This is a genomic window from Legionella massiliensis (genome assembly GCF_000756815.1).
GTDB lineage: Bacteria > Pseudomonadota > Gammaproteobacteria > Legionellales > Legionellaceae > Tatlockia > Tatlockia massiliensis.
This window is the reverse complement of the sequence record NZ_CCVW01000003.1, coordinates 499,811-519,978: the sequence shown is the minus strand read 5'-3', so window position 1 is coordinate 519,978 and position 20,168 is coordinate 499,811. Positions and strand designations below refer to the sequence as shown.

Here is a 20,168-nt window from a genome sequence, read left to right as displayed (position 1 = left end):
TACTAAGCCAGTCCGTGGTAACGTGTTCTTTTTTTGCGCGGAATTTTATTATGCAACAACTCGTTACCAAATTTGGCGGGACAAGTGTTTCTTCTTTGCAAACTTGGGAAAATATTGCTGCCATCACTAAGCAACATTTAGCTAGTGGAGTACAACCCGTCATAGTCTGTTCAGCGCTATCGCAAGCATCCAATAAGCTGGAAAAGGCTATCGAAGCAGCCCTGATTAATCAACAGCAAAACATTGAAACTGAAATCACCCAAGGCTACCAGGAATTGGCAAAGGCTTTGCAGGTCTCAGCAGACCTTATCGCCAACGATTTAAAACAGCTGCAACAATGGCTTACCGGTATTGCCCTTTTAAAAGAAGCGCCGGCAAAAACGAGAGCGCAAATCTTAAGTCTCGGGGAAATTATGATGACCCGCTTAGGCCATGCTTTTTTGAATAAAAAAGGGATTAAGTGCCTCTGGTTTGATGTCCGCGAAGCACTGGTATCAACCCCCACTCCTGGTGGAGATGCAGTCAATTACCTAGCGGCACGATGCACCTCTGAAGCTAATCCCGAACTGAGTAAAAAATTGCTTGATTCAGGTGCTGATGCAATCATTACCCAAGGTTTTTTTGCTGCTAATCCTCAAGGAGATACTGTTCTACTGGGTCGAGGGGGTTCTGACACTTCTGCAGCCTTGCTTGCAGCAATCTTGCAGGCCGCAGCCTGTGAAATTTGGACTGATGTTCCGGGCATTTATACTGCCAATCCACATCAATTACCCAATGCGCGCCTGCTCAAACAATTGAATTATAATGAGGCCCAGGAAATTGCCACCATGGGCGCTAAGGTCCTTCATCCCAATTGCTTGCCGCCGGTACGCAATGCAGGTATTCCAATGGTTGTGAAATTTACCCGGATGCCTGAACATTCTGGTACAAGAATTTCCAATGAGAGTGATGAAAAGGCACCTCCGATCAAGTCAATCCAAGTAAAAAGTAATATCATCCTGATTTCTATCGACACCCTTAATATGTGGCAACAAGTTGGTTTTCTGGCCGATGTCTTTAGTACCTTTAAATTGCATGGTTTCTCTGTCGACTTACTCTCTTCTTCAGAATTTAACGTCACCCTCTCACTCGACAGCAATGCCAAGCTGCATGATCGCCGTGCCTTAGAAGCGCTTATTGCTGATCTGAACCAATTTGGCCGCGCCAAATTAATTGAGCCTTGTTCTGCAGTCAGCCTAGTAGGTCATCATATCCGCACCGTACTGCCGCAATTAGGTCCAACACTTGAGGTCTTTGATTCCCAACAGGTTTATTTGATGTCGCTGGCCTCAAATGACCTGAACCTGACCTTCGTGGTTGATGAAATGCAAGCTGATAAATTATGTCAAAAACTACATACTCTTTTGATAGAAAATAACCCACAAAGCTTTTATTACTCCAAAAGCTGGCAAGAAGAATTTGGCAATCCAGGTGAAAGAAAAATACCTTGGTGGGAAAAGGAACGTGAACGCCTACTCGATCTTGCGGCTACTAGCTCCCCCTGCTATGTCTATCATTGCAAGACACAAGAAAACAAAGCCCAAGAACTCTTGTCGCTAAAATCGATTGATCAGCTTTTTTATGCGATTAAGGCAAACCCCCATCCAGCTCTATTACAAACACTCTATGCTAAGGGTCTGAATTTTGAATGTGTTTCTATTGATGAACTTAAGCATATTCAAGCTTTATTCCCGCAAATTGATAAAAAACGTATCTTGTTTACCCCGAATTTTGCAGCTAAAAACGAGTATGCCTATGCACTTTCTTTGGGATGCTACGTTACCATCGATAATTTATACCCGCTAGAAAATTGGCCTGAACTCTTTAGAGATCAAGCGATTCTCTTGCGCATTGATCCAGGCTCTGGCGCTGGCCATCATAAATATGTCTGTACCGGCGGCAATGAATCAAAATTTGGTATTCCGCAAAGCGATTTAGAGCTCTTGCTTAAAGTGGTTGAAAAAAATCAGATTAAAATCATTGGATTACATACTCACTCTGGTTCAGGCATCTTAACACCTGAGCTTTGGCAACAAACCGCAATGATGCTTACTACTCTGGCTTCGCATTTTCCAGAGGTTCGAATAATCAATCTGGGCGGTGGTTTGGGAATCGTTGAAAAACCAGGACAGCAAGCCTTAGATTTAACAGCCTTGGATGCTTCGTTGATGGCTGTAAAATCAAGTTTTAGCCAGCTGTCATTCTGGATGGAGCCAGGACGGTTTTTTGTTGCTGAAAGCGGCGTTATTCTTGCCAAAGTAACCCAATGCAAGAAAAAAGGTAAGGTTCATTTCATCGGTATCGAAACAGGAATGAACAGCCTAATGCGACCTGCTCTTTATGGGGCTTATCATGAAATTGTTAATCTTAGCCGCTTGACTGAAGAAAAAACCGATTTTGCTCATATCGTAGGACCCATTTGCGAATCAGGCGATACGCTTGGCTATGATCGTTTATTACCTAAAACTGAGGAAAACGATGTTCTGCTGATTGCCAATACCGGTGCCTATGGCCATTGCATGAGTTCGAGCTATAACCTCCGAGCCCCAGCCCAGGAAATCGTGTTGGAGGACTAAGATGAGAGATTCAAGAAAAGATTTTTCTCAACCACCGAAATCCCACGGCTTGACTGCGGGAGCCGGATTTCTCGCAGCCTCAGATCCCGCGGTCAAGCCGCGGGATTTCGTGACAATTTAAGGACTAATCGGTAATGCTCAAGGATAGCCTGCAACGTGCACAAGCGACCGATCCTGCCAGGTCTTTTATTGTTCAAGCCCCGGCGGGGTCAGGTAAAACAGAAATTCTGACACAGCGGTTCCTAAGATTATTAGGAACAGTAAACGCGCCAGAACAAATCGTTGCCCTAACCTTTACACGCAAAGCAGCCAGTGAAATGCGTGAGCGTATTGTTTTATCCTTGCAAAAAGTAGCTGCGGGCCAACAAGCCAATTCGCCGCATCAGCAACAGACCTACGATTATGCAGCAGCAGCGCTGGCACGCTCAGAAGAGCGAAACTGGCAGCTCCTGCAACAATCCGGGCGTTTACGAATTATCACTATTGATTCCTTATGCCAAATGCTGTCCCAGGCTATTCCCCTGCATGAGAAGCAAATTCCCTATGCACAAATCAGCGATAATCCACAGGACCATTATAAAAAAGCGGCACGAGCCTGCTTTGCCTATGCCCTTGCAGATAAAGACTTGCAGTCTCCGCTAAAAACCCTGCTAATCCATCTGGATAATCGCCAGGACAAACTTCTTCAGTTATTTAGTGACTTGCTCGCTAAACGTGATCAATGGCTGCCTGCTTTGTATTCAGCACGCCAGCATGACAAAGCCAGATTTGAGCAAATGTTAGTGTTTATCGAGCAACATGAACTGAGCCGTTTTCAAGATTCCATTTCCTTCGTTCTTTGGGATGAATTATGCTCGCTTGCCTCTAAGGTCACCTCGATAGAAGCCGATCCGGAAAAACCCCGTTTTCTGCTAAGAGATTGGCAAGATCCTAAACAAATCAACAGGACTATTGCCACTGGCTTGGCCTCACTGTTGTTAACCTCAGACGATAAACTAAGAAAGGGTTTTGACCATCATGTAGGCCTTAAAAAAGAAGCCTGCGATGCACAACTTTTGCAAGCCTTGAAATCCCAAAGCAAGGAACTGCTTGGCAAACTTGCCGAGCAAGCCGATTTTCTTGAAGCCTTACTAAGCGTTAAAAATCTGCCTCCACCCTATTATGACCCAGAGCAATGGCAAGTCTTGCAAGCCTTATTTACTCTCTTACCCTTTTTAGTCGGGCATCTACAACTCATATTCAATGAGCAGAATGAGGTCGATTTTGCTGCCGTCGCCCAACAGGCCCTCGATGCCTTGGGAGACGAGGAGCAGCCTACTGATTTAGCGCTTTATCTCGACAATAGTATTCATCATTTATTAGTCGATGAATTTCAAGATACCTCGATCCAGCAATTTCAATTACTAACAAAACTGGTGCAAGGTTGGCAAGCCAATGAGGGCAAGACCTTGTTTGTTGTTGGTGATCCCATGCAATCTATTTACCGCTTCCGCCAGGCGGAGGTCGGTCTTTTTTTAAAGGCCAAACAGCAAGGCATAGGTCCCGTAGAGTTAGAAAGCCTGGAGCTATGCTGTAATTTTCGTTCAACAGCCACGATTGTTAACTGGGTCAATCAGCAATTTAAAAGCATTTTTCCCCAGAATGATGACATTGAATCAGGTGCTATTTCTTTTCATGCCTCTGTTAACGTGCAGGAGAGCGCTGAGGATTCCTATATTAAAGCCTGGCAATTTGCCGACCGCGCGCAAGAAGCACAAGCCTTAGTCAAATTAGCCGCTGAGGTCTTAGCAAAGCACCCCGAGGAACAAATTGCTATCCTTGTGCGCTCACGCGGTCTCTTAGCTGAAATTATGACCGCCTTACGTGAACAGAAAATTCCCTTTCAAGGGGTTGATATTGAGCTTTTGGCAAAACTGTCGCATTTACGCGATCTCTGGTCTCTGACCCAGGCCTTACTACTGCCCGCAAATCGTTTAGCCTGGCTTGAATTACTGCGTAGCCCTTTCTGTGGCTTAGCGCTTGCCGATCTTCATCTGATCGCCAATTTTGACAAGAAAAAATCGATTTACTATGCCCTGTCCAAATTGGATCGAATAAATACCCTAAGCGCTGAGGGGAAGGTTCGTGGGCAATTTATTTATAGCGTTATGCACGAAGCCCTTGTCAGCCGACACCAGCAGGCCATCGTTGACTGGGTTGCTTCTACCTTTAAACGCTTGCATGGAGAACTCATCTTAGATAGCACCCAACAAGAGGATTTAGAACAGTTTTGGCTATTGCTCGAAGACTTTACCCAGGTCGAAGAGCTACCAGATCTTAAAGAACTGAAGGAGGAATTCGACAAGCTCTATTCACAACGAGCCACCCCCTCCCGCCTGCAAATTATGACGATACATAAATCTAAAGGCTTGGAATTTGACTCAGTTATTTTGCCAGGCCTAGGCAGCAAATCGCAAAGCCGCGATCAACCCCTGCTGCGCTGGATGAAGTTGCCCTCTAAGAACCATGGTGAGCTCTTACTGATTTCGCCAATCAAGGCGGCCTATCGTGAGGAATGTCGCGTTTATAATTACCTCGGCAAATTAGACGCAGAAAAAGAAAGCTATGAATTGCAGCGCTTGTTTTATGTTGCAGCAACCCGGGCTAAAAAGCGCCTTTTCCTTTTTGATAGCTCTGAAAAAGAAGGCAAGGGAACCTTTCGTAGCTTACTGAAAAACCAGGAATTTTCTTCGATAGAAGCGACTTTGTCCAAGGAGGAAACAACGCAGAACCTGCCTTTGCTTTATCGCCTGCCGCAAGAGATATACCTCAGTTCTACTACCCATAGTCACCAGGCTGTCATCCCCGCTCAGGCGGGGATCCATCAGGGATGTAGCACAGTGCAGCCTTTGGAGATAGATTCCCGCCTACGCGGGAATGACAATAGTCCTAAATTTAATGATCCTCCTCGTACAGCCCAGCAATCGATCTTAGTTTCACTGAATAGAACAGCGCGCCAACAAGGTATTGTTGCCCATGAACTCCTTCAATGGATTTGCGACCATCATCCCGCCACAATTGATGCCCTACCCTGGGCGATGGTTGAAAATCAGTTTAAGCGCCTAGGCTTTAATGCTGAAGAACGAAGCGAGGCATGCAATCTGCTGCGCCAGCAAATATCACGCATGTTCAGCGAGCCAATTGGCCAATGGCTCAGCAAAGCCCATCAAGACGAGCGCAATGAATACGAGCTTTTGGTGAATGTGCAAGGCTCAGCAAGCACACGAATCATCGATCGCACCTTTATTAGTGAGGGCGAGCGCTGGATTATCGATTTCAAAACAGGCTCAGAGGAAGAAGGCGCGCAAAATCAGCATCGCCAACAAGTAAATAATTATGCTGAATTACTTGCTAGCAATAGCCCTGAACCAATAAGATGCGGACTTTACTATCTTACCAGCGGAAACTGGGTGCAGTGGGATTATCAATGAACATCGAAAAAATTCTAAAAGACATACTCGCTAATACTAGCGATACCGTACTAGGACTAAGCCCAGAGCAGTTGCAACTGCAAGCAAAATATACCCTGGAAGGGCAAACACTCCATTTGAATTTACTGGCCGGTTTTCCCAGTAAAACGCTAGAAACTACCCTGCTGCCTGAGCTTAAAAAGGCATGTATACAAGCCTTGCCGGGTTATCAAGTTGAAATTGCTCTCGAGCATTTTATTAGAGCACACCGTACTCAACTCACAGGAAAAGGCCTGCGTGGCGTAAAAAATACTATCGCGATAGCCTCTGGAAAGGGAGGGGTCGGCAAATCAACCGTTGCGGTCAATTTAGCGATCGCTCTCGCTCGCGCAGGAGCACGTGTCGGCCTACTTGATGCCGATATTTACGGTCCGAGCGTTCCGCTTATGTTAGGTAAGACAGCGCCAGTGGAAGTCAGTGAGGATCGCTATTTACCCGTATCTGCCCATGGTATCCAAGCGATGTCTATTGGCTATCTTACCGATAGCGAGCAGGCACTGATTTGGCGTGGCCCTATGCTTGCTAAATCACTGCTGCAAATGCTTGATATCACCCTCTGGGACGAGCTGGATTATCTATTGATCGACCTGCCTCCAGGAACCGGTGATATACAGCTAAGCCTGGTTCAGAAGATTCCCTTAACAGGTGCTGTTGTTGTAACTACTCCACAAAATGTGGCGACCCTGGATGCTCAGAAAGCAATAAAGATGTTTGAAAGAACGAATATTGATGTTTTGGGTCTGATCGAGAATATGTCCTTACACCTTTGCAGCCAATGCGGTCATCAGGAAGCAATCTTTGGTTCTGGAGGCGGCCAAAAGCTTAGCGATTCATTCCAGGTCAACCTGCTTGGCCAATTACCCTTAGATAGCCGTATTCGCAGCCAATGCGATGAGGGTTTCCCAACTGCTGCACAGGCTGATGAGCCCTTGGCGAAGTCTTTTATGCAAACAGCAATGCGTATGGCAATTGCCTTAGCGGGGAAGCCTTTGAATTATGCGGATAAGTTTCCTGAGATCGTGGTTGAGTAAAAAATAAAGATCCCCTCGCCCTCTCTTGGGGGATAGGCATAGGTATCTACATAAGTGTCTGTACCCTCCTGGTCTCAACACTACGTCATCCTGAGCGCAGCGAAGGATCTCCTGAATGAGGCACCGTGCTAATCCCGGAGATCTTCGCTGCGCTCAGGAGGACGTGGCGTTGGGGGGACAGGGCGTTCAATTACAGACACTTGTGTAGAAACCTATGGGGGGATAGGGGATAAAAGAGGAGGAGTACCCAAACTTAGCCTTGTTCGCCCCGCGACATTCTATGCTATACTTCGTCTATTTTGGGCCGGCTGCAGGACTTGTTGCATGGCCAAAGCAACCAACAGGATCCAGCAATGTCTGAAAATTACACCGCCGAAGCGATAGAAGTCTTATCTGGCCTTGAACCCGTCCAACGCCGTCCTGGAATGTACACTGACACAAGCCGCCCCAATCATCTAGCACAGGAAGTTATCGATAACAGCGTCGACGAGGTTATTGCCGGTTTTGCCAGCCAAATCAAAGTCACCCTTTATGAAGATGGTTCTGTTGAAGTTGAGGATAACGGCCGTGGTATGCCTGTTGACCTCCATCCGCAACTTGGCTTAAGCGGTGTCGAAGTCATTATGACCCGTCTGCATGCTGGTGGTAAATTCTCTGATAAAAATTACAGCTTTTCTGGCGGCTTGCATGGTGTCGGGGTTTCGGTTGTGAATGCCCTTTCCGAGCGCGTTGATGTCACTATTAAACGTAATGGCATTGTCTACAGTATGGCCTTTGCCAATGGCGATAAACTTGTCGAGCTCAATGAATCTGGCGTCGCTAAAAAACGAGATACGGGTACTATCATCCGCTTTTGGCCTAATGCCAAATATTTTGATACCACCAAGATTTCTGTTAAACAATTAACCCATGTATTACGTGCCAAAGCTGTACTCTGTCCTGGCTTATCCATGACCTTTATTAATAAGGCGACTAATGAGCAAACAAGCTGGTGTTACGAAAAAGGACTAGCTGATTATCTCCGCCAATCCCTACCCTCTGATTATTTTCCTGAAGAACCCTTTACCGGCGAATTTGCCAATGATGAGGCAACTGTTGACTGGGCTTTGGCCTGGACACCAGCGCCTTCTGGCAGCTTGAGCGAGAGTTATGTCAACTTGATTCCAACAATCCAGGGCGGAACACATGTCAATGGCCTACGCGCTGGGCTCTATGATGCCCTTGCCGCTTTCTGTGAATTACGTAATCTCCTACCCCGTGGCGTTAAATTAGCTGCTGATGACCTATGGGAACCTTGCCAATATGTGTTATCGGTCAAAATGAAAGAGCCGCAATTTGCAGGTCAAACCAAGGAGCGTTTAAGTTCACGACAAACCGCTGGCTTTGTCAGTTCAGTCGTTAAAGATGCCTTTGCGCTTTGGTTGAATCAACATCGCTCTCAGGGTGAAGCAATTGCTGCCCTTGCCATTGAGCGAGCACAAAAACGCCTGCGTCAAGCTAAACAAGTTGCTCGTAAGCGAGTTAGCCAGGGACCTGCCCTACCGGGAAAATTAGCTGATTGCCTGCAACAGGATTTAAGTCAGGCTGAATTATTCTTAGTTGAGGGGGACTCGGCAGGCGGTTCAGCGAAGCAAGCACGAAATAAGGATTTTCAGGCGATTCTTCCGCTACGCGGTAAGATTCTTAACTCCTGGGAAGTTGAATCGAATCAAGTCTTAGCTTCACAAGAAATCCATGACATTTCCGTTGCAATTGGGGTTGATCCTGGTTCTGACGATCTCAGTGGCCTGCGCTACGGCAAACTCTGTATTCTGGCAGACGCGGATTCAGATGGAGCGCATATTGCCACCCTGATTTGCGCCCTGTTTTTACGCCATTTCAAACCCTTAGTCCATGCAGGTCACGTTTTTGTTGCCATGCCTCCGCTCTATCGTATTGATGCAGGTAAGGTGGTTCACTATGCCCTGGATGATGAAGAAAAAGGACGAATCATTGACCAGCTTGGCCAAACTTCAAGAGCAAAAATCAATGTGCAGCGCTTTAAAGGCTTAGGTGAAATGAACCCTCTGCAATTACGCGAAACAACAATGGATCCAAATACTAGACGACTGATCCAACTTACCCTTGATGATGAACAGACTACCATGGCAATGATGGATATGATGTTAGCGAAAAAACGAGCTGCTGATCGTAAGGCTTGGTTAGAAACTAAGGGGAACTTGGCTGAGGTGTAAGTCTCTACCCTCATCCGCCCTAAAGCAAATAAAGGAGAAAAGATGAATATCGTCGAATTGGAATCGTTTCTTGCAGTTGTTGAATACCACTCGGTCTCCTTAGCTGCAAAACGCATGCATACGACCCAGCCTACTCTGAGTAAGCGCATTAAAAAATTGGAGCAGGAGCTAGGGGCGCAATTATTTTATCCTTCCAATCAAGGCGTGGTATTAACTGAAAAAGGCAAAAACTTAATTCCTTACATTCGGCAAATCCATAATATTTATCAAGACATGGTGAAGGCTGAGTTAAGTAATAGTAACTGTAGGCCTCATTTAAAAATCAAACTGGGTTCATCACCCTATGTTTCTCATTTAGTGGCACCTGAATTCATTACTTATATGAATGACCATAAAACAAATTATTTTATTGTTAACTCGTCCATTGCCACTAAAGAGTTAGTCACCAGTTTAAACAGTGGAAACGTTGATATCATCATCGCCCCAGCTCTTGGAAATCATCCGCATAACTTTTCCTGCCTGCCTTTATGGAAAGAGAAAATGATACCCGTCTCCTCAATCCATCACCCTCTAGCTAAACTGAATAAAGCCATTTCAATTTCTGAATTAGCGCAACACGAAGCCGTATTGTTAATGGAAGATAGCCCCATACGGTCTAAATTTGATTTATTGCTGAGTGAACAAGATATTTCTATCAAATTAATTGCGGAGGTCAACTCCATTCACAGCAATATCCATTTAATTGAAATGGGTACAGGCTGGTGCATCATCAATGAACGCATGTTAAATGAGAAGCTGTCTACCATCGAGCTCAACGATCTATCCATGGATCTCGAGTTCAATGCTTATTTCCTAAAGAAACGTGCTGATGAACGGCTAATATGGGCTTTTGTTGAATATCTTCAGCAATGGCTATCTGAGTCTCCTCAATTTTCTAAGCTTTTACTCCACTCGAAAAGCTTGGCTATGCAGGATATTAAGTCGCCGCTCTAACGCTCATCCGCTCTGCATCCAGGCTACGGACTTTCGGTGAATAGGGCGTGCTATGGTAATAGGAAATAGGTCAGCCCCGTCATCCTAACATAGCACGTCATCCTGACCGCCTCAGCCCCTTAGGGGCAAACATCGATAAAGACCCCGTCATCCCGAACATAGTGAGGGATCTCCGGGATTAGCACAGTGCTACACTCAGGAGATGTCTCTCTAGGTTCGACATGACGTACGTCTTTGGGAGCGCAGCGAAGGATCTCCTGAACGAGGCACAGTGCCAATCCCGGAGATCCTTCGCTGCGCTCAGGATGACGGGGTGGGAGGCATGATCTATTACACGTGGGATGTAAAAATCTTGGAGAAAGTTCAATTTTGAGTTCAGGTCGACGGAGTAATCTATTACGATCTATGTTATCTACTCACTTTAAGAGGGTTAACCTGTTGCACCTCTTGTTGTTGCTTCTGTATCTGTAAACGCATAGCAATTTGCCACATTGAATTTCTATTAGGTCGCTGTTTTTGTTGTTCTTCAGCAGCCCGCATACTCTGTAAAGACTGCATCACTTCAAAGGGATCATCCACTCCGGCACAATTGTAAGGCAGTATAGACTTATTAGACTCATGGATCTTAAGAGCATCCTCTGCTGAAAGGTAGTTCCCATCAAGCCCAGCAGAATGGCGCACAGAGATATAAACTCCTATTCGTTTATCCGAGCTAAATAAGTAATCATGAGTCCGTGGAAGCTTAGTAATATTGGCTTGTAAAAGTGATTGTTCAATTTTCTCTAATAGCTCAACATAGAGCGCTTCTTCACCAGCCGGGATATAAATAGTAAATTGCAGGGCATCAACACAACGTTTGCCAAACACTGTTGATTTATCCGCCTCACCAAGGGTTGCTAAACGAATGCATTTAAAGGCAGGACAATCATATTGTTGTAAAAGAGGCACAACAATTTCCCATAATTGTGGCAGCGCATCTTGAGTGCAACTTAAATGAGCCTTCCAGTGAGTGTTCAAGGAACTACTGCCGCTAGCCTCTGTTAATTGTTCTTTAAACTCCGGTTTACAAACCTCATAAAAATGCCTGTCTTCTATTAAACAATACCCATCAACTACAGGCAGTTGCTCATTAGTGCTGTTAATTTGACTATAGCTAGGCGTATCAAACTGGTTTGCTAAATCCGTAGGTATTTTATGTATGCTTCTCATCGTTACTATTCACTTAAAAAATTAAGTATTATATATATTTAATATTAAGACAATATGAATAGTATTGATTCAGATTATGTGCGAGAGATAAACTCCGCGGTCAAGCCTATAGGTATCTACACAAGTGTCTGTAATAGCTGAGCCCTATCCCCCTAAAGCAACGTCATCCCGAACGTAGTGAGAGATCTCCGAGATTAGCACTTTGCCACATTCAGGAGATGTCTCTCTACGTTCGACATGACGTACATCTTTGGGGGGCTGAAGGGGCTACCGATTCGAAGATCAGTATTCACTGTTCTAAGACCACTTCATCAAAGGCAAAAGATTTGAATAATCATCAGTCCATAATTGTCTGCTTGCAGCTTCAGCCGCAAAGCGCCAGCCGCCTTCAGCCATTAAAGCAAATCCTAAATCTTCATCAGCACTCAGCAAAACCCACTCCGCTGGAAACTGACCCTTTGCATAGTTCTCAGGCTGTCCTTTATACAAAACCAAAAGCTCCTTTTGACGCCCTGCTGCGATAATAACCGGCAGTAAATGCAAATGACGATTAGAGATATTGATTAAAATAGCTCCATTTTTTTTAATCTTCTGTTGATACAAATCGAAGGCTTCCATCGTTAGCAAATGGATTGGAATAGCATCGGAGGAGAATGCATCAACAACTAAAAGATCAGCACTGGCATCCTTATTCGCCATCAAAACCAGACGCCCATCCCCCTCACTTAGGGAAATTTTCGGGGGGCAATCACGTAAATAGCTAAAATAATGATCAGCGATATTGATTACCTGTTGGTCAATATCAATGATTTGCAGCTTGTCAGCTAGGCGGAATTGACAAGCCATCATCCCTGTTCCCAGCCCAATAATCGTAACATCCAAAGCCTCTTTTCTTTGCTGTAATTGCTGAACCGCCGATAAGACAGGCCCGTAATAGGCCATTGCCCCGTTCTCAATCTTAGGTTCTTTGGATATTTGAAAACCATGCATAGTATTTTGACTGATTAATACATAGGCTCCCTTGCTATTTAGCACTTGTTTCACACCATAAAAATTACGTTGCTGGTTGAGTACCTCGATGGGTTTAAACCAGGGGATAAAAAGAAAAATGACGAGGGTTGCCAGACCTGCAAAAAGACTTACTCGATTTTTCGGCCAAATCATCAGAACACCTAAGGCAAGAAGTTCGAGAAGATGGTGAGTCTTTAGCCATTGGCCTAGGGCTTGCTCAGGCAAAAAATAGTTAATCATTAATAGGGCTAATACAATGAAGGGTATAAGTCCAAAGGCTTTAAATCTCGGTAGAGGCAGGCAGAAAATAGCCATCGTCAAAACTAAAGGGTATTCATAAGCGCCACTAAATATCCTTGGTGCTAGCAAACCATTAAAGATCCCGGCCAATACACCGCCTAGGGCCAGGCAAAAATAAAAAATCGTCAATTGATTAACAGGCGGTCTAATTCTCACTAATTCACCATGGCATAAGAGAGCCAGGACGAAAAAACTGGCCAAATGAAGGGTCATAATCTGCCAAACTTGCAAGACCTGCGCTCCAAAGATAAAGCTAATCATCGGAGCCGCAATAAAAAACAGGCTGTATTTTCTAACCCAGTGATGAGAAATAACTGGCTTCCTAGCAAAGGTAATAATAAAGGTTAATAAGTAAACTGCCAGGGGTAGCACCCAGAACAAAGGGGTTGCGGCAATATCCGTTGAGATATAAAAGGTCAAACCTAGCATTAAACTACAGGGAATAAAGCTATAAGCAATCCAGCGCAAAACGCTTTGCCAGTGCAAAGGCGCCCTTTCAGTTTTTATCATTGCTTGATTGCGATAAGGTAGGGCAATCAAAACAAGAGCTATCAGCAGCAGATAGCCAATAAATGCATAGTTCCAATAATGAAGCTGTTGGCTAAGACCAATGTAGTGCTCGATGATCCAAGGGTAGCTTATTAAGGCTAACAGGCTGCCAACATTAGAGGAGACAAAAAGGAAGTAAGGATCTTCTTTTTGCCTGGTTTGTACCTGGCTGTAAGCAAATTGCAAAAGCGGCGAAGATGCGCCAACCACCAACAAAGGCAAACCCAATTGACCCAGCAGCAATTTTAAAAGCGCTAAATCAGGCGCCCCTGCGGCTAAGGTAGGTGCGAGCGTCAAGGGAAAAGCGCTAAGGCTCAATAAAATAAGTAGACAGTGTCCCAAGCGCCATCGCCAGGATTTATCAGCAAAGCGGCTAAGAAACCAAGCATAACCATAAGAAACTAAAAGAGAAAATTGGAAGAATAATACCGATAAAGTCCATACAGCAGGCGATCCACCATAAATAGGTAAGATAATTTTGGCCGTAATAGGCTGGATAGCAAAGAGCAGAAAGGCACCTAAAAATAGGCTTAATGTAAAAAGTAAATGTATCACTGCCGAATCCTCTCCCCTGCCCTTTTCGCATAATATTTCCGCATCAAATCCAAGGCCTGCTTAAGCACTCCCATTCTTGGCGTCGCCAGAGGAAGAGGATCGGCATGTATGGTGGTGATGTCAAAATTTCCTGAGGTTTGCAAGGTAGTCAGACGATCAGCCTCAACAATCCCCATATTCATGTAGCTTCCACTGATAATAAAGGACTGAGGTCCTGTTTTATCGAACAAATCCTGCCCGATACTATAATCGCCATTAGGATTAGCACAAGCAAATAAACGCTTAGCCAGAGTCGGTAATAAATCATAACTTGTTGTTAAATAATTTATTTCTCTTGGAGGTTGCCCTGGCCAATGAATGAGTAAAGGCACTTGTATCTGAGCCCGAGTAAAGTTCCCTCCATGCCCCCAGAAATCTTGCTTATTGTCGTCAAATTCCTGGCCATGATCGGAGGTAAAAATAACAATGCTATTTTCTAAGTAGCCCTGTTGTTCAATAACCTTAAGTACTTTGCCAATTTCATTATCATCAAAATCAACCGCATTAAGATAGCGATTATAAAGATGCTCTGCATTGAAATTATTCATAAAAGACAGGCGCGAACAATTTTTCATTGTAGGCTGATAGGGACCGGAATATTTTTGCTTAGCACAAAACCCATGTGGCGCATCATAGAAAAGATAAAGGAAGAATTGGCGTTCATCTTTATTTGTCCTTAAAAATTCAGTTGCTTTCTTCGTTATATCCCTATCCCTAGCTCCAACATCTTTCTGTTTTGAACCATCAATTTCAAGGTTTTTTAATCCGCTAAAAACTGTCTTATTAAAAGGGGGATTATAAAGGGTGTTAGACCAAAATATCTGTATTGAATAATTGAATTGAATAAGCAAGTTAGTTAGAACAGGAGGAACATTTTGCTTCAATGCTGCAGTCCAATAACTACCAGGTATAGAGTAAAAAATAGAAAAAACACCAGGTTGCGTTGCATTTCCGCCACTTAGATGATTTTTAAATTGCCAACTTTGCTCAGCAAATCGCCGCACCTTTGGCATATATTCCAGGCTATCATAACGCAGAGAATCAACCATAATTAAGATTAAATTGAGAGGCTTATCTGGCTTAGCACATTGCATAGGATGCAGAGGATATTGCATTTTATCATTTGAAAAAAGCCGTTGAGAATAATTGGTTTCACTAAGGCGTTTTAAAAGCTCGTTTGCGTTCTTATTAGGTATTAAATGTACGAAGACCTGATAAAATAAAGGGATGTTTGATGTTTGCTGGGTAAATAGATTAGACAGCGATGACACGCTCAGCATTAGGGTAAAGTAAGTAAATAAGCAAGACCCAAGCCACAATACAAAGATAGTTTTCTCGACTTTTAATCGTTCTTTTAGAATGACTTTATTCCATACAAGGAAAGCAATAAAAATCTCTAGGCCTAGTATTGCAAAAACCAACAAAGCAAAAAAAACTAGTTCTAGGGTTGAAAAATCAAAAAAGTTACGCCAGTCCCCATGGAAAAACATCGAAAAAATCGTCAAGTTCAGATGGAATTTAAACATCAGATAAACACGAGTATCTACAATCAACAAAACAAGATTTGCGGTGGAAAAAAGCACGCACAACATCCAAAACAGCTGCTTTTTAGACAAGAAACAGGATAAAATTAACAGAAAAATGGCAGGAACAAATGCCAAAAACAACATAAAACTAAGATAATTATTTATCCAAAAAAATACTACAAAAATCCTGCCAATAACCCCTGAATAGTTAGAGGTGTAATTTGAGAATAGAGTTGGCGAGGAAAAAATGTTGTTTATATATTGAAAGCCAAAGAGCCAAAATAACAATGAATTTGTCAAAAAAAACCAGATTATAAAACGACAAACCATAGTCCTTTCTTTAGTCAGATATCGCATAAACAACTTCATTTAGACTTCGTTTTATCCTTTAGAAAAGTTGGAGCATTAAGCCTGGGACCCGGATAGCTTTTTACCTCGCCAAAATGCCTATGATTTTGCCAATCATCAGTCGCTTTGCTAATCTCTTCGGGACTGCGCGCCACAAAATTCCACCAAATTAAAATTTCTTCGGCAAAAGGCTCACCACCAATAAGAATTGCCCTAGTTCCCTTGCTAGCAGAAATAGAGAGTGTTGTACGACCGCAACCAAGATAGACAAAACTATCGCTGCCTTGTGCTTCATTCTCAATAAATAGCTGTCCTGATAAAACCAAAACACCATATTCAAATTTTGGGTTCATCGGCAATTGCATTTTCGCCTCTGAAAGGGCATTGAGATCCAGACCGATTAAGGGCGAATAGACCTTTGCCGGGGCAGATTGATTAAACAAGTCCCCAGCTAATAGCGTTAAACGAAAGCCGCCCTGCTCCTCAACTGGCAGGTCAGTATAATGAGCAAATTCAGGATTCATAAAACGTACAGAATCGGGTAAGGCTATCCAAAGCTGTACACCCTCTAGCCTATTCTTAGATATCGACTCCTCAGAATGGGTAATTCCCTTTCCAGCAGTCATCAAATTGATTTCACCTGGACGAATAACCTGCTCATAACCAAGGCTGTCGCGATGCAAGATTTCGCCTTCAAGTGGCCAGGTAAAGGTTTGTAAACCGATATGTGGGTGGGGACCTATATTTAACCCTATTTTTTGCAAATCAACAGGACCAAAATGATCGAAAAAGCACCAAGCGCCAACCATACGTCTTTCTGGATGGGGAAGAATCCGACTGATGGTCAAGCCCTCACTCAATGTTGCACGGCGCATGGGAATTTGTTGTCTGACAGGCTTAAGAGAACTATTTGGACAATCGTTTGAATCAGATAGTTTACCGTCCTTAATTAAATCACTCACTTCCTTTCCTCCCAGGCCTAAAACTCTTGATAAAAGCATTGTAAAGATCACTAGTTTATAAAGTAAACCTTTGCGTGGAAATCCCCTCTTTTCCTTTGTTAATTTTTCAACCAATTCACGCTTAACTTGCCCATAAAAATCTCATCTTGTACTAAAAATTAATATGTGCTTAATGTTTTTAGTTTAACCTAGAAATAGAAGAAATTATCAATATACGGAAATTCGACAGGAGAACAACCATGAATCCTGAACTAAAACAAAGATTAATCAAAGCATTTTTAATGAATAAGTTTCCTAGCACTTATCAAAACGCTTGGCTAACTAGCGGTAATTTTGAAAATTTAGGTACGGCTATAGAATACATGGACGGAGAAGTACCTTTCGATTTAGCTCAGCTCAATGACAATCCGCAAAATTTTGGCGCGTTCTTTGCCATTTTAAATAAATCACTCCATTTCACTAATGAAACGCCACCAAGATGTACAGGTTTAAAAGAAGGAGAGGATTTTAATTTCAATATGCAATTATTGGGTAATTTCTCATTCGCTATGCCACCTAACCTACCTAATGCTAGCTACACTCCAAGGAAAACGCAGAAATTTGAAAATAAAGATGTTCCAATAAAATTTTATGACGATGATAGGCAGATGCAAGTTTCCGGTAAATTTGAAAAGCTAAGACTTTCTGCGATGACAGTGCTTTTAAATCTTGCAAAAAATCAAATTCCTTCCCTGCCCGATGTAAATGACATTAGACTCGAGGATATAACATCCGCAATTAAAGCACGTGAGGAACTTCTGGAAACAGAAGAAGATCAAGATGCTAAAGAGATTCTGGAAAATGAAATCACTCTATTAGAAGATATAACTCAAGTTGCTGGGCTATCGGTTATCAACATCCCTAAAGAGGATGGTAGTGGGGCTTTGCATTGTATTTTGCCAGTTGCAGCAGGTGGGGTTACCGAAAAATTTTCATTGATGAGAGGAGGCGAAGTCGTCACCCAATTGGCCAATCTCTATAATGGCAGGAATCACATCGATTTCGATTCTTACTTACAGCATAGAGATCAATTCAAATTAAGCACACAAGGCATTCTGAAATTACCTAAACATGGCAAAACCATTGAGGTACAGCGAGAAGCTATTGCGCTTAATATTTCTCGAATCCTTGGATTTACTACTACGAAATCCACCATGGTTGAGCATAATGGCCAAGCAGCCCTCTTCGTTCCCTTTGATAAAATTCAGCTAATGAAGGAATTTGCTCATGGAGAGATCCAACATGTCATTCTCCCAAGCTCTTATAAGAAGATACGTACAATAGGTGACGAATATCTCCATTACTCAACCATTGTTCCTGTGGGTAATCAGTTACATCCTGATAGAACGATAGAAGATTTTGGTAAGGTAATGGCCTTTTCCTATCTCTGTAATGACCCCGATTTTATCGGTATGGAGAACCAGAATAAGGCAATAAAAGATAATCAATTACTTTATATCTTTGACCAGGTTGTTATGTCTGATGAGAAGATGGAGTTAGATACCCGCTTAAGCTTAGCTCCTATTGGAATTATTGGTAAACACTCTCGCCATAATCAAGGTAGAAACCGCACAATCGTTGAAGATTCTTCATTTGATGCCAAATTCAATAGCGTCGCAGAGTTGCTTGGGCGTCAGGAAAAAATCAATTTCATGCTTGATAATATGTTTTTCTCTCATTTTTCTAGAATTTCTGAACTACAAGCTTCAATCCACGCGATTACAATTAAAGGAAACAGAGCTAGCCCGGCAGAAAAAGAACAGTTGAAAGCCTTAAAAACCGAACTTAAAGAAGTTGTAGCCTTGAAAAACGATGTGCAGAAAATAAAAGGCGTTGTTAACGATCGAATGCAAACCATGTTTAAAAAATTTCCAACACTGAATGGCCAAGCAATGACCTCACAAGTCTTTTTGGCAAATCAGGACACCCTAAGAAAAAGCCTGATTTTAGAAAAGTTAGTCAACAAACCCATGCTCTTTGCCGAAGATGGCAGACCTTATAAAAATCCATGGACCTATAGAAACAAGAATAAAATAACTGCAATAACCCTGACTCAGGATAATAGGGCACAGCTTAGCTTTAAAAAGTTTGATGCAGATCAAATGCTCGCTATTCTAAGGAGCGCTGGTATCGATACCAGTCTTTGTAGAAAGAGAGGAGAAACAACGCTTACACTTCCAATTGCAGAATTAAATAAACTGCATGAAAAGTGTATGTTTCCGGAACTTGGTGATTTTAATCCAGATCATAATGCAAGGGATTATCTTGATATCGCTCGCTTAAAACTTAATTTATCAGGCTACTCAGAGAAAAGTGAGGTTGTCATTGCAAGAATTGAAAAATATAAAGCAGACTTGCTTAAAGCTGAGGCACTTAAAGATGGTGAAGTTATCAAAGGGAAAATTGATGCTATGGAGTCAGCTCTCACTGCTCTCGAGCAAATGAGAGATAGCGGGAGCTCTAAAGGCATGGTGAAACAGGTTGAGTTGAATTTGCAATTAGACATCCAACAAAATCTAAGAGCAATAATTGCAAATGGAATGAATCCACTTCAAGCACCTGCAATTGACGTAAAAATAGCAGCTGCTTTTGAGGCTGCTGTTAAATTGGATCGAGTCGATGATTTTAACCATGTGCTCATGGCCTTTGCCAGTAATGGTTTCAGAAATGTGGGTAAACTGGATACCTATTTACAGTACGTCGCTGATGCAGGCCTTAGAGCTACAAATTATCAAAATGCTAAAACAGCAAGTCTCGAAGTGTATGATAAATCGGATAAGCTTATTACAGCTTTGAATAAGCAACCCAGAAGCTCTGATGATCTTATGCGAGAACTTATGCCCTCTGTACACAATTCTGGAGAGATTGTTATCAACGTAGATAGCGATGAAGACGAGTACAATGTGAACGTTGGGCAATTCCAAAGGGAAAGACAAGTTCAGGAGCATGTAAATCTCTCTGTTGATGTTGATCCAAGAACCCCAGTGCTTAATAAGGAAAAGCCTCCTGTGGAAGAAGACACAGGGGTTAAGATTAAAACCTTTTAAGTTAAGCGCTGCTTATATAGTGGCGCAGCATGCTAAACACACCGAAATTCGAAACTTTTTAGGGGGTACTTTTGCTTCCTGGCAAGGCAAAATCCCCCTATATAACACTACAAAACATCAACTCAAAAACAAACCATCAGACCACAAAAACCTCAATTTGTACTAAAATTAAATATATGGTTAATGTTTCTAGTTTAATCT

At 42.9% G+C, this 20,168-nt stretch carries 10 protein-coding genes; 6 read left to right on the top strand and 4 right to left on the bottom strand.

Translation table 11 applies throughout. The features are described 5' to 3' along the window. The first annotated feature begins 50 nt into the window (after positions 1-50). The 5 genes from BN1094_RS13760 (at position 51) to BN1094_RS13740 (ending at position 10,382) form a co-directional block, all read left to right on the top strand. Positions 51-2,615: a bifunctional aspartate kinase/diaminopimelate decarboxylase gene (locus tag BN1094_RS13760; RefSeq protein ID WP_044011660.1), complete on the top strand. Its 2,565-nt coding sequence runs from the start codon at positions 51-53 to the stop codon at positions 2,613-2,615. A 134-nt stretch (positions 2,616-2,749) separates the two neighbouring features. Beyond that, positions 2,750-6,085 (top strand): UvrD-helicase domain-containing protein, encoded by a 3,336-nt coding sequence (locus tag BN1094_RS13755; protein ID WP_044011659.1) that lies wholly within the window; start codon positions 2,750-2,752, stop codon positions 6,083-6,085. After that, positions 6,082-7,155 carry an iron-sulfur cluster carrier protein ApbC gene (gene apbC / locus BN1094_RS13750; protein ID WP_044011658.1) on the top strand — a complete coding sequence of 358 codons (1,074 nt, stop codon included), beginning with the start codon at positions 6,082-6,084 and terminating at the stop codon, positions 7,153-7,155. The genes BN1094_RS13755 and apbC overlap by 4 nt, the downstream gene beginning before the upstream one ends. 353 nt (positions 7,156-7,508) lie before the next feature. Continuing rightward, positions 7,509-9,389 carry a DNA topoisomerase IV subunit B gene (gene parE, locus BN1094_RS13745; RefSeq protein WP_044011657.1) on the top strand — a complete coding sequence of 627 codons (1,881 nt, stop codon included), beginning with the start codon at positions 7,509-7,511 and terminating at the stop codon, positions 9,387-9,389. A gap of 42 nt (positions 9,390-9,431) precedes the next feature. Beyond that, complete coding sequence (locus tag BN1094_RS13740) at positions 9,432-10,382, top strand: LysR family transcriptional regulator (RefSeq protein ID WP_044011656.1); 951 nt, start codon at positions 9,432-9,434, stop codon at positions 10,380-10,382. A gap of 408 nt (positions 10,383-10,790) precedes the next feature. On the opposite strand, the gene BN1094_RS13735 is transcribed toward BN1094_RS13740, so the two are convergent. The 4 genes from BN1094_RS13735 to BN1094_RS13720 all read right to left on the bottom strand — a co-directional run bounded on the left by BN1094_RS13735 (position 10,791) and on the right by BN1094_RS13720 (position 16,881). Next, positions 10,791-11,591 carry a hypothetical protein gene (locus tag BN1094_RS13735; protein ID WP_044011655.1) on the bottom strand — a complete coding sequence of 267 codons (801 nt, stop codon included), beginning with the start codon at positions 11,589-11,591 and terminating at the stop codon, positions 10,791-10,793. 297 nt (positions 11,592-11,888) lie between these two features. Next, the gene (locus BN1094_RS13730) at positions 11,889-14,006 is read right to left on the bottom strand and encodes a fused MFS/spermidine synthase (protein ID WP_052403305.1); all 2,118 of its coding nucleotides are present in this window, start codon (positions 14,004-14,006) and stop codon (positions 11,889-11,891) included. Beyond that, the gene (locus BN1094_RS13725; protein WP_245614353.1) at positions 14,003-15,901 is read right to left on the bottom strand and encodes a DUF3413 domain-containing protein; all 1,899 of its coding nucleotides are present in this window, start codon (positions 15,899-15,901) and stop codon (positions 14,003-14,005) included. The genes BN1094_RS13730 and BN1094_RS13725 overlap by 4 nt, the downstream gene beginning before the upstream one ends. A gap of 35 nt (positions 15,902-15,936) precedes the next feature. Further along, positions 15,937-16,881 carry a pirin family protein gene (locus tag BN1094_RS13720; RefSeq protein ID WP_052403324.1) on the bottom strand — a complete coding sequence of 315 codons (945 nt, stop codon included), beginning with the start codon at positions 16,879-16,881 and terminating at the stop codon, positions 15,937-15,939. A 239-nt stretch (positions 16,882-17,120) separates the two neighbouring features. On the opposite strand from BN1094_RS13720, the gene BN1094_RS13715 reads away from it, so the two are divergent. Continuing rightward, the gene (locus tag BN1094_RS13715; protein ID WP_052403304.1) at positions 17,121-19,967 is read left to right on the top strand and encodes a hypothetical protein; all 2,847 of its coding nucleotides are present in this window, start codon (positions 17,121-17,123) and stop codon (positions 19,965-19,967) included. The last annotated feature ends 201 nt before the right edge of the window (positions 19,968-20,168 follow it).

Excerpts from the sequence above, each read along its gene's own strand:
- BN1094_RS13760 (WP_044011660.1), top strand. The coding sequence starts at position 51 with ATGCAACAACTCGTTACCAAATTTGGCGGGACAAGTGTTTCTTCTTTG.
- BN1094_RS13755 (WP_044011659.1), top strand. The coding sequence starts at position 2,750 with ATGCTCAAGGATAGCCTGCAACGTGCACAAGCGACCGATCCTGCCAGG.
- apbC (WP_044011658.1), top strand. The coding sequence starts at position 6,082 with ATGAACATCGAAAAAATTCTAAAAGACATACTCGCTAATACTAGCGAT.
- parE (WP_044011657.1), top strand. The coding sequence starts at position 7,509 with ATGTCTGAAAATTACACCGCCGAAGCGATAGAAGTCTTATCTGGCCTT.
- BN1094_RS13740 (WP_044011656.1), top strand. The coding sequence starts at position 9,432 with ATGAATATCGTCGAATTGGAATCGTTTCTTGCAGTTGTTGAATACCAC.
- BN1094_RS13735 (WP_044011655.1), bottom strand. The coding sequence starts at position 11,591 with ATGAGAAGCATACATAAAATACCTACGGATTTAGCAAACCAGTTTGAT.
- BN1094_RS13725 (WP_245614353.1), bottom strand. The coding sequence starts at position 15,901 with ATGGTTTGTCGTTTTATAATCTGGTTTTTTTTGACAAATTCATTGTTA.
- BN1094_RS13715 (WP_052403304.1), top strand. The coding sequence starts at position 17,121 with ATGAATCCTGAACTAAAACAAAGATTAATCAAAGCATTTTTAATGAAT.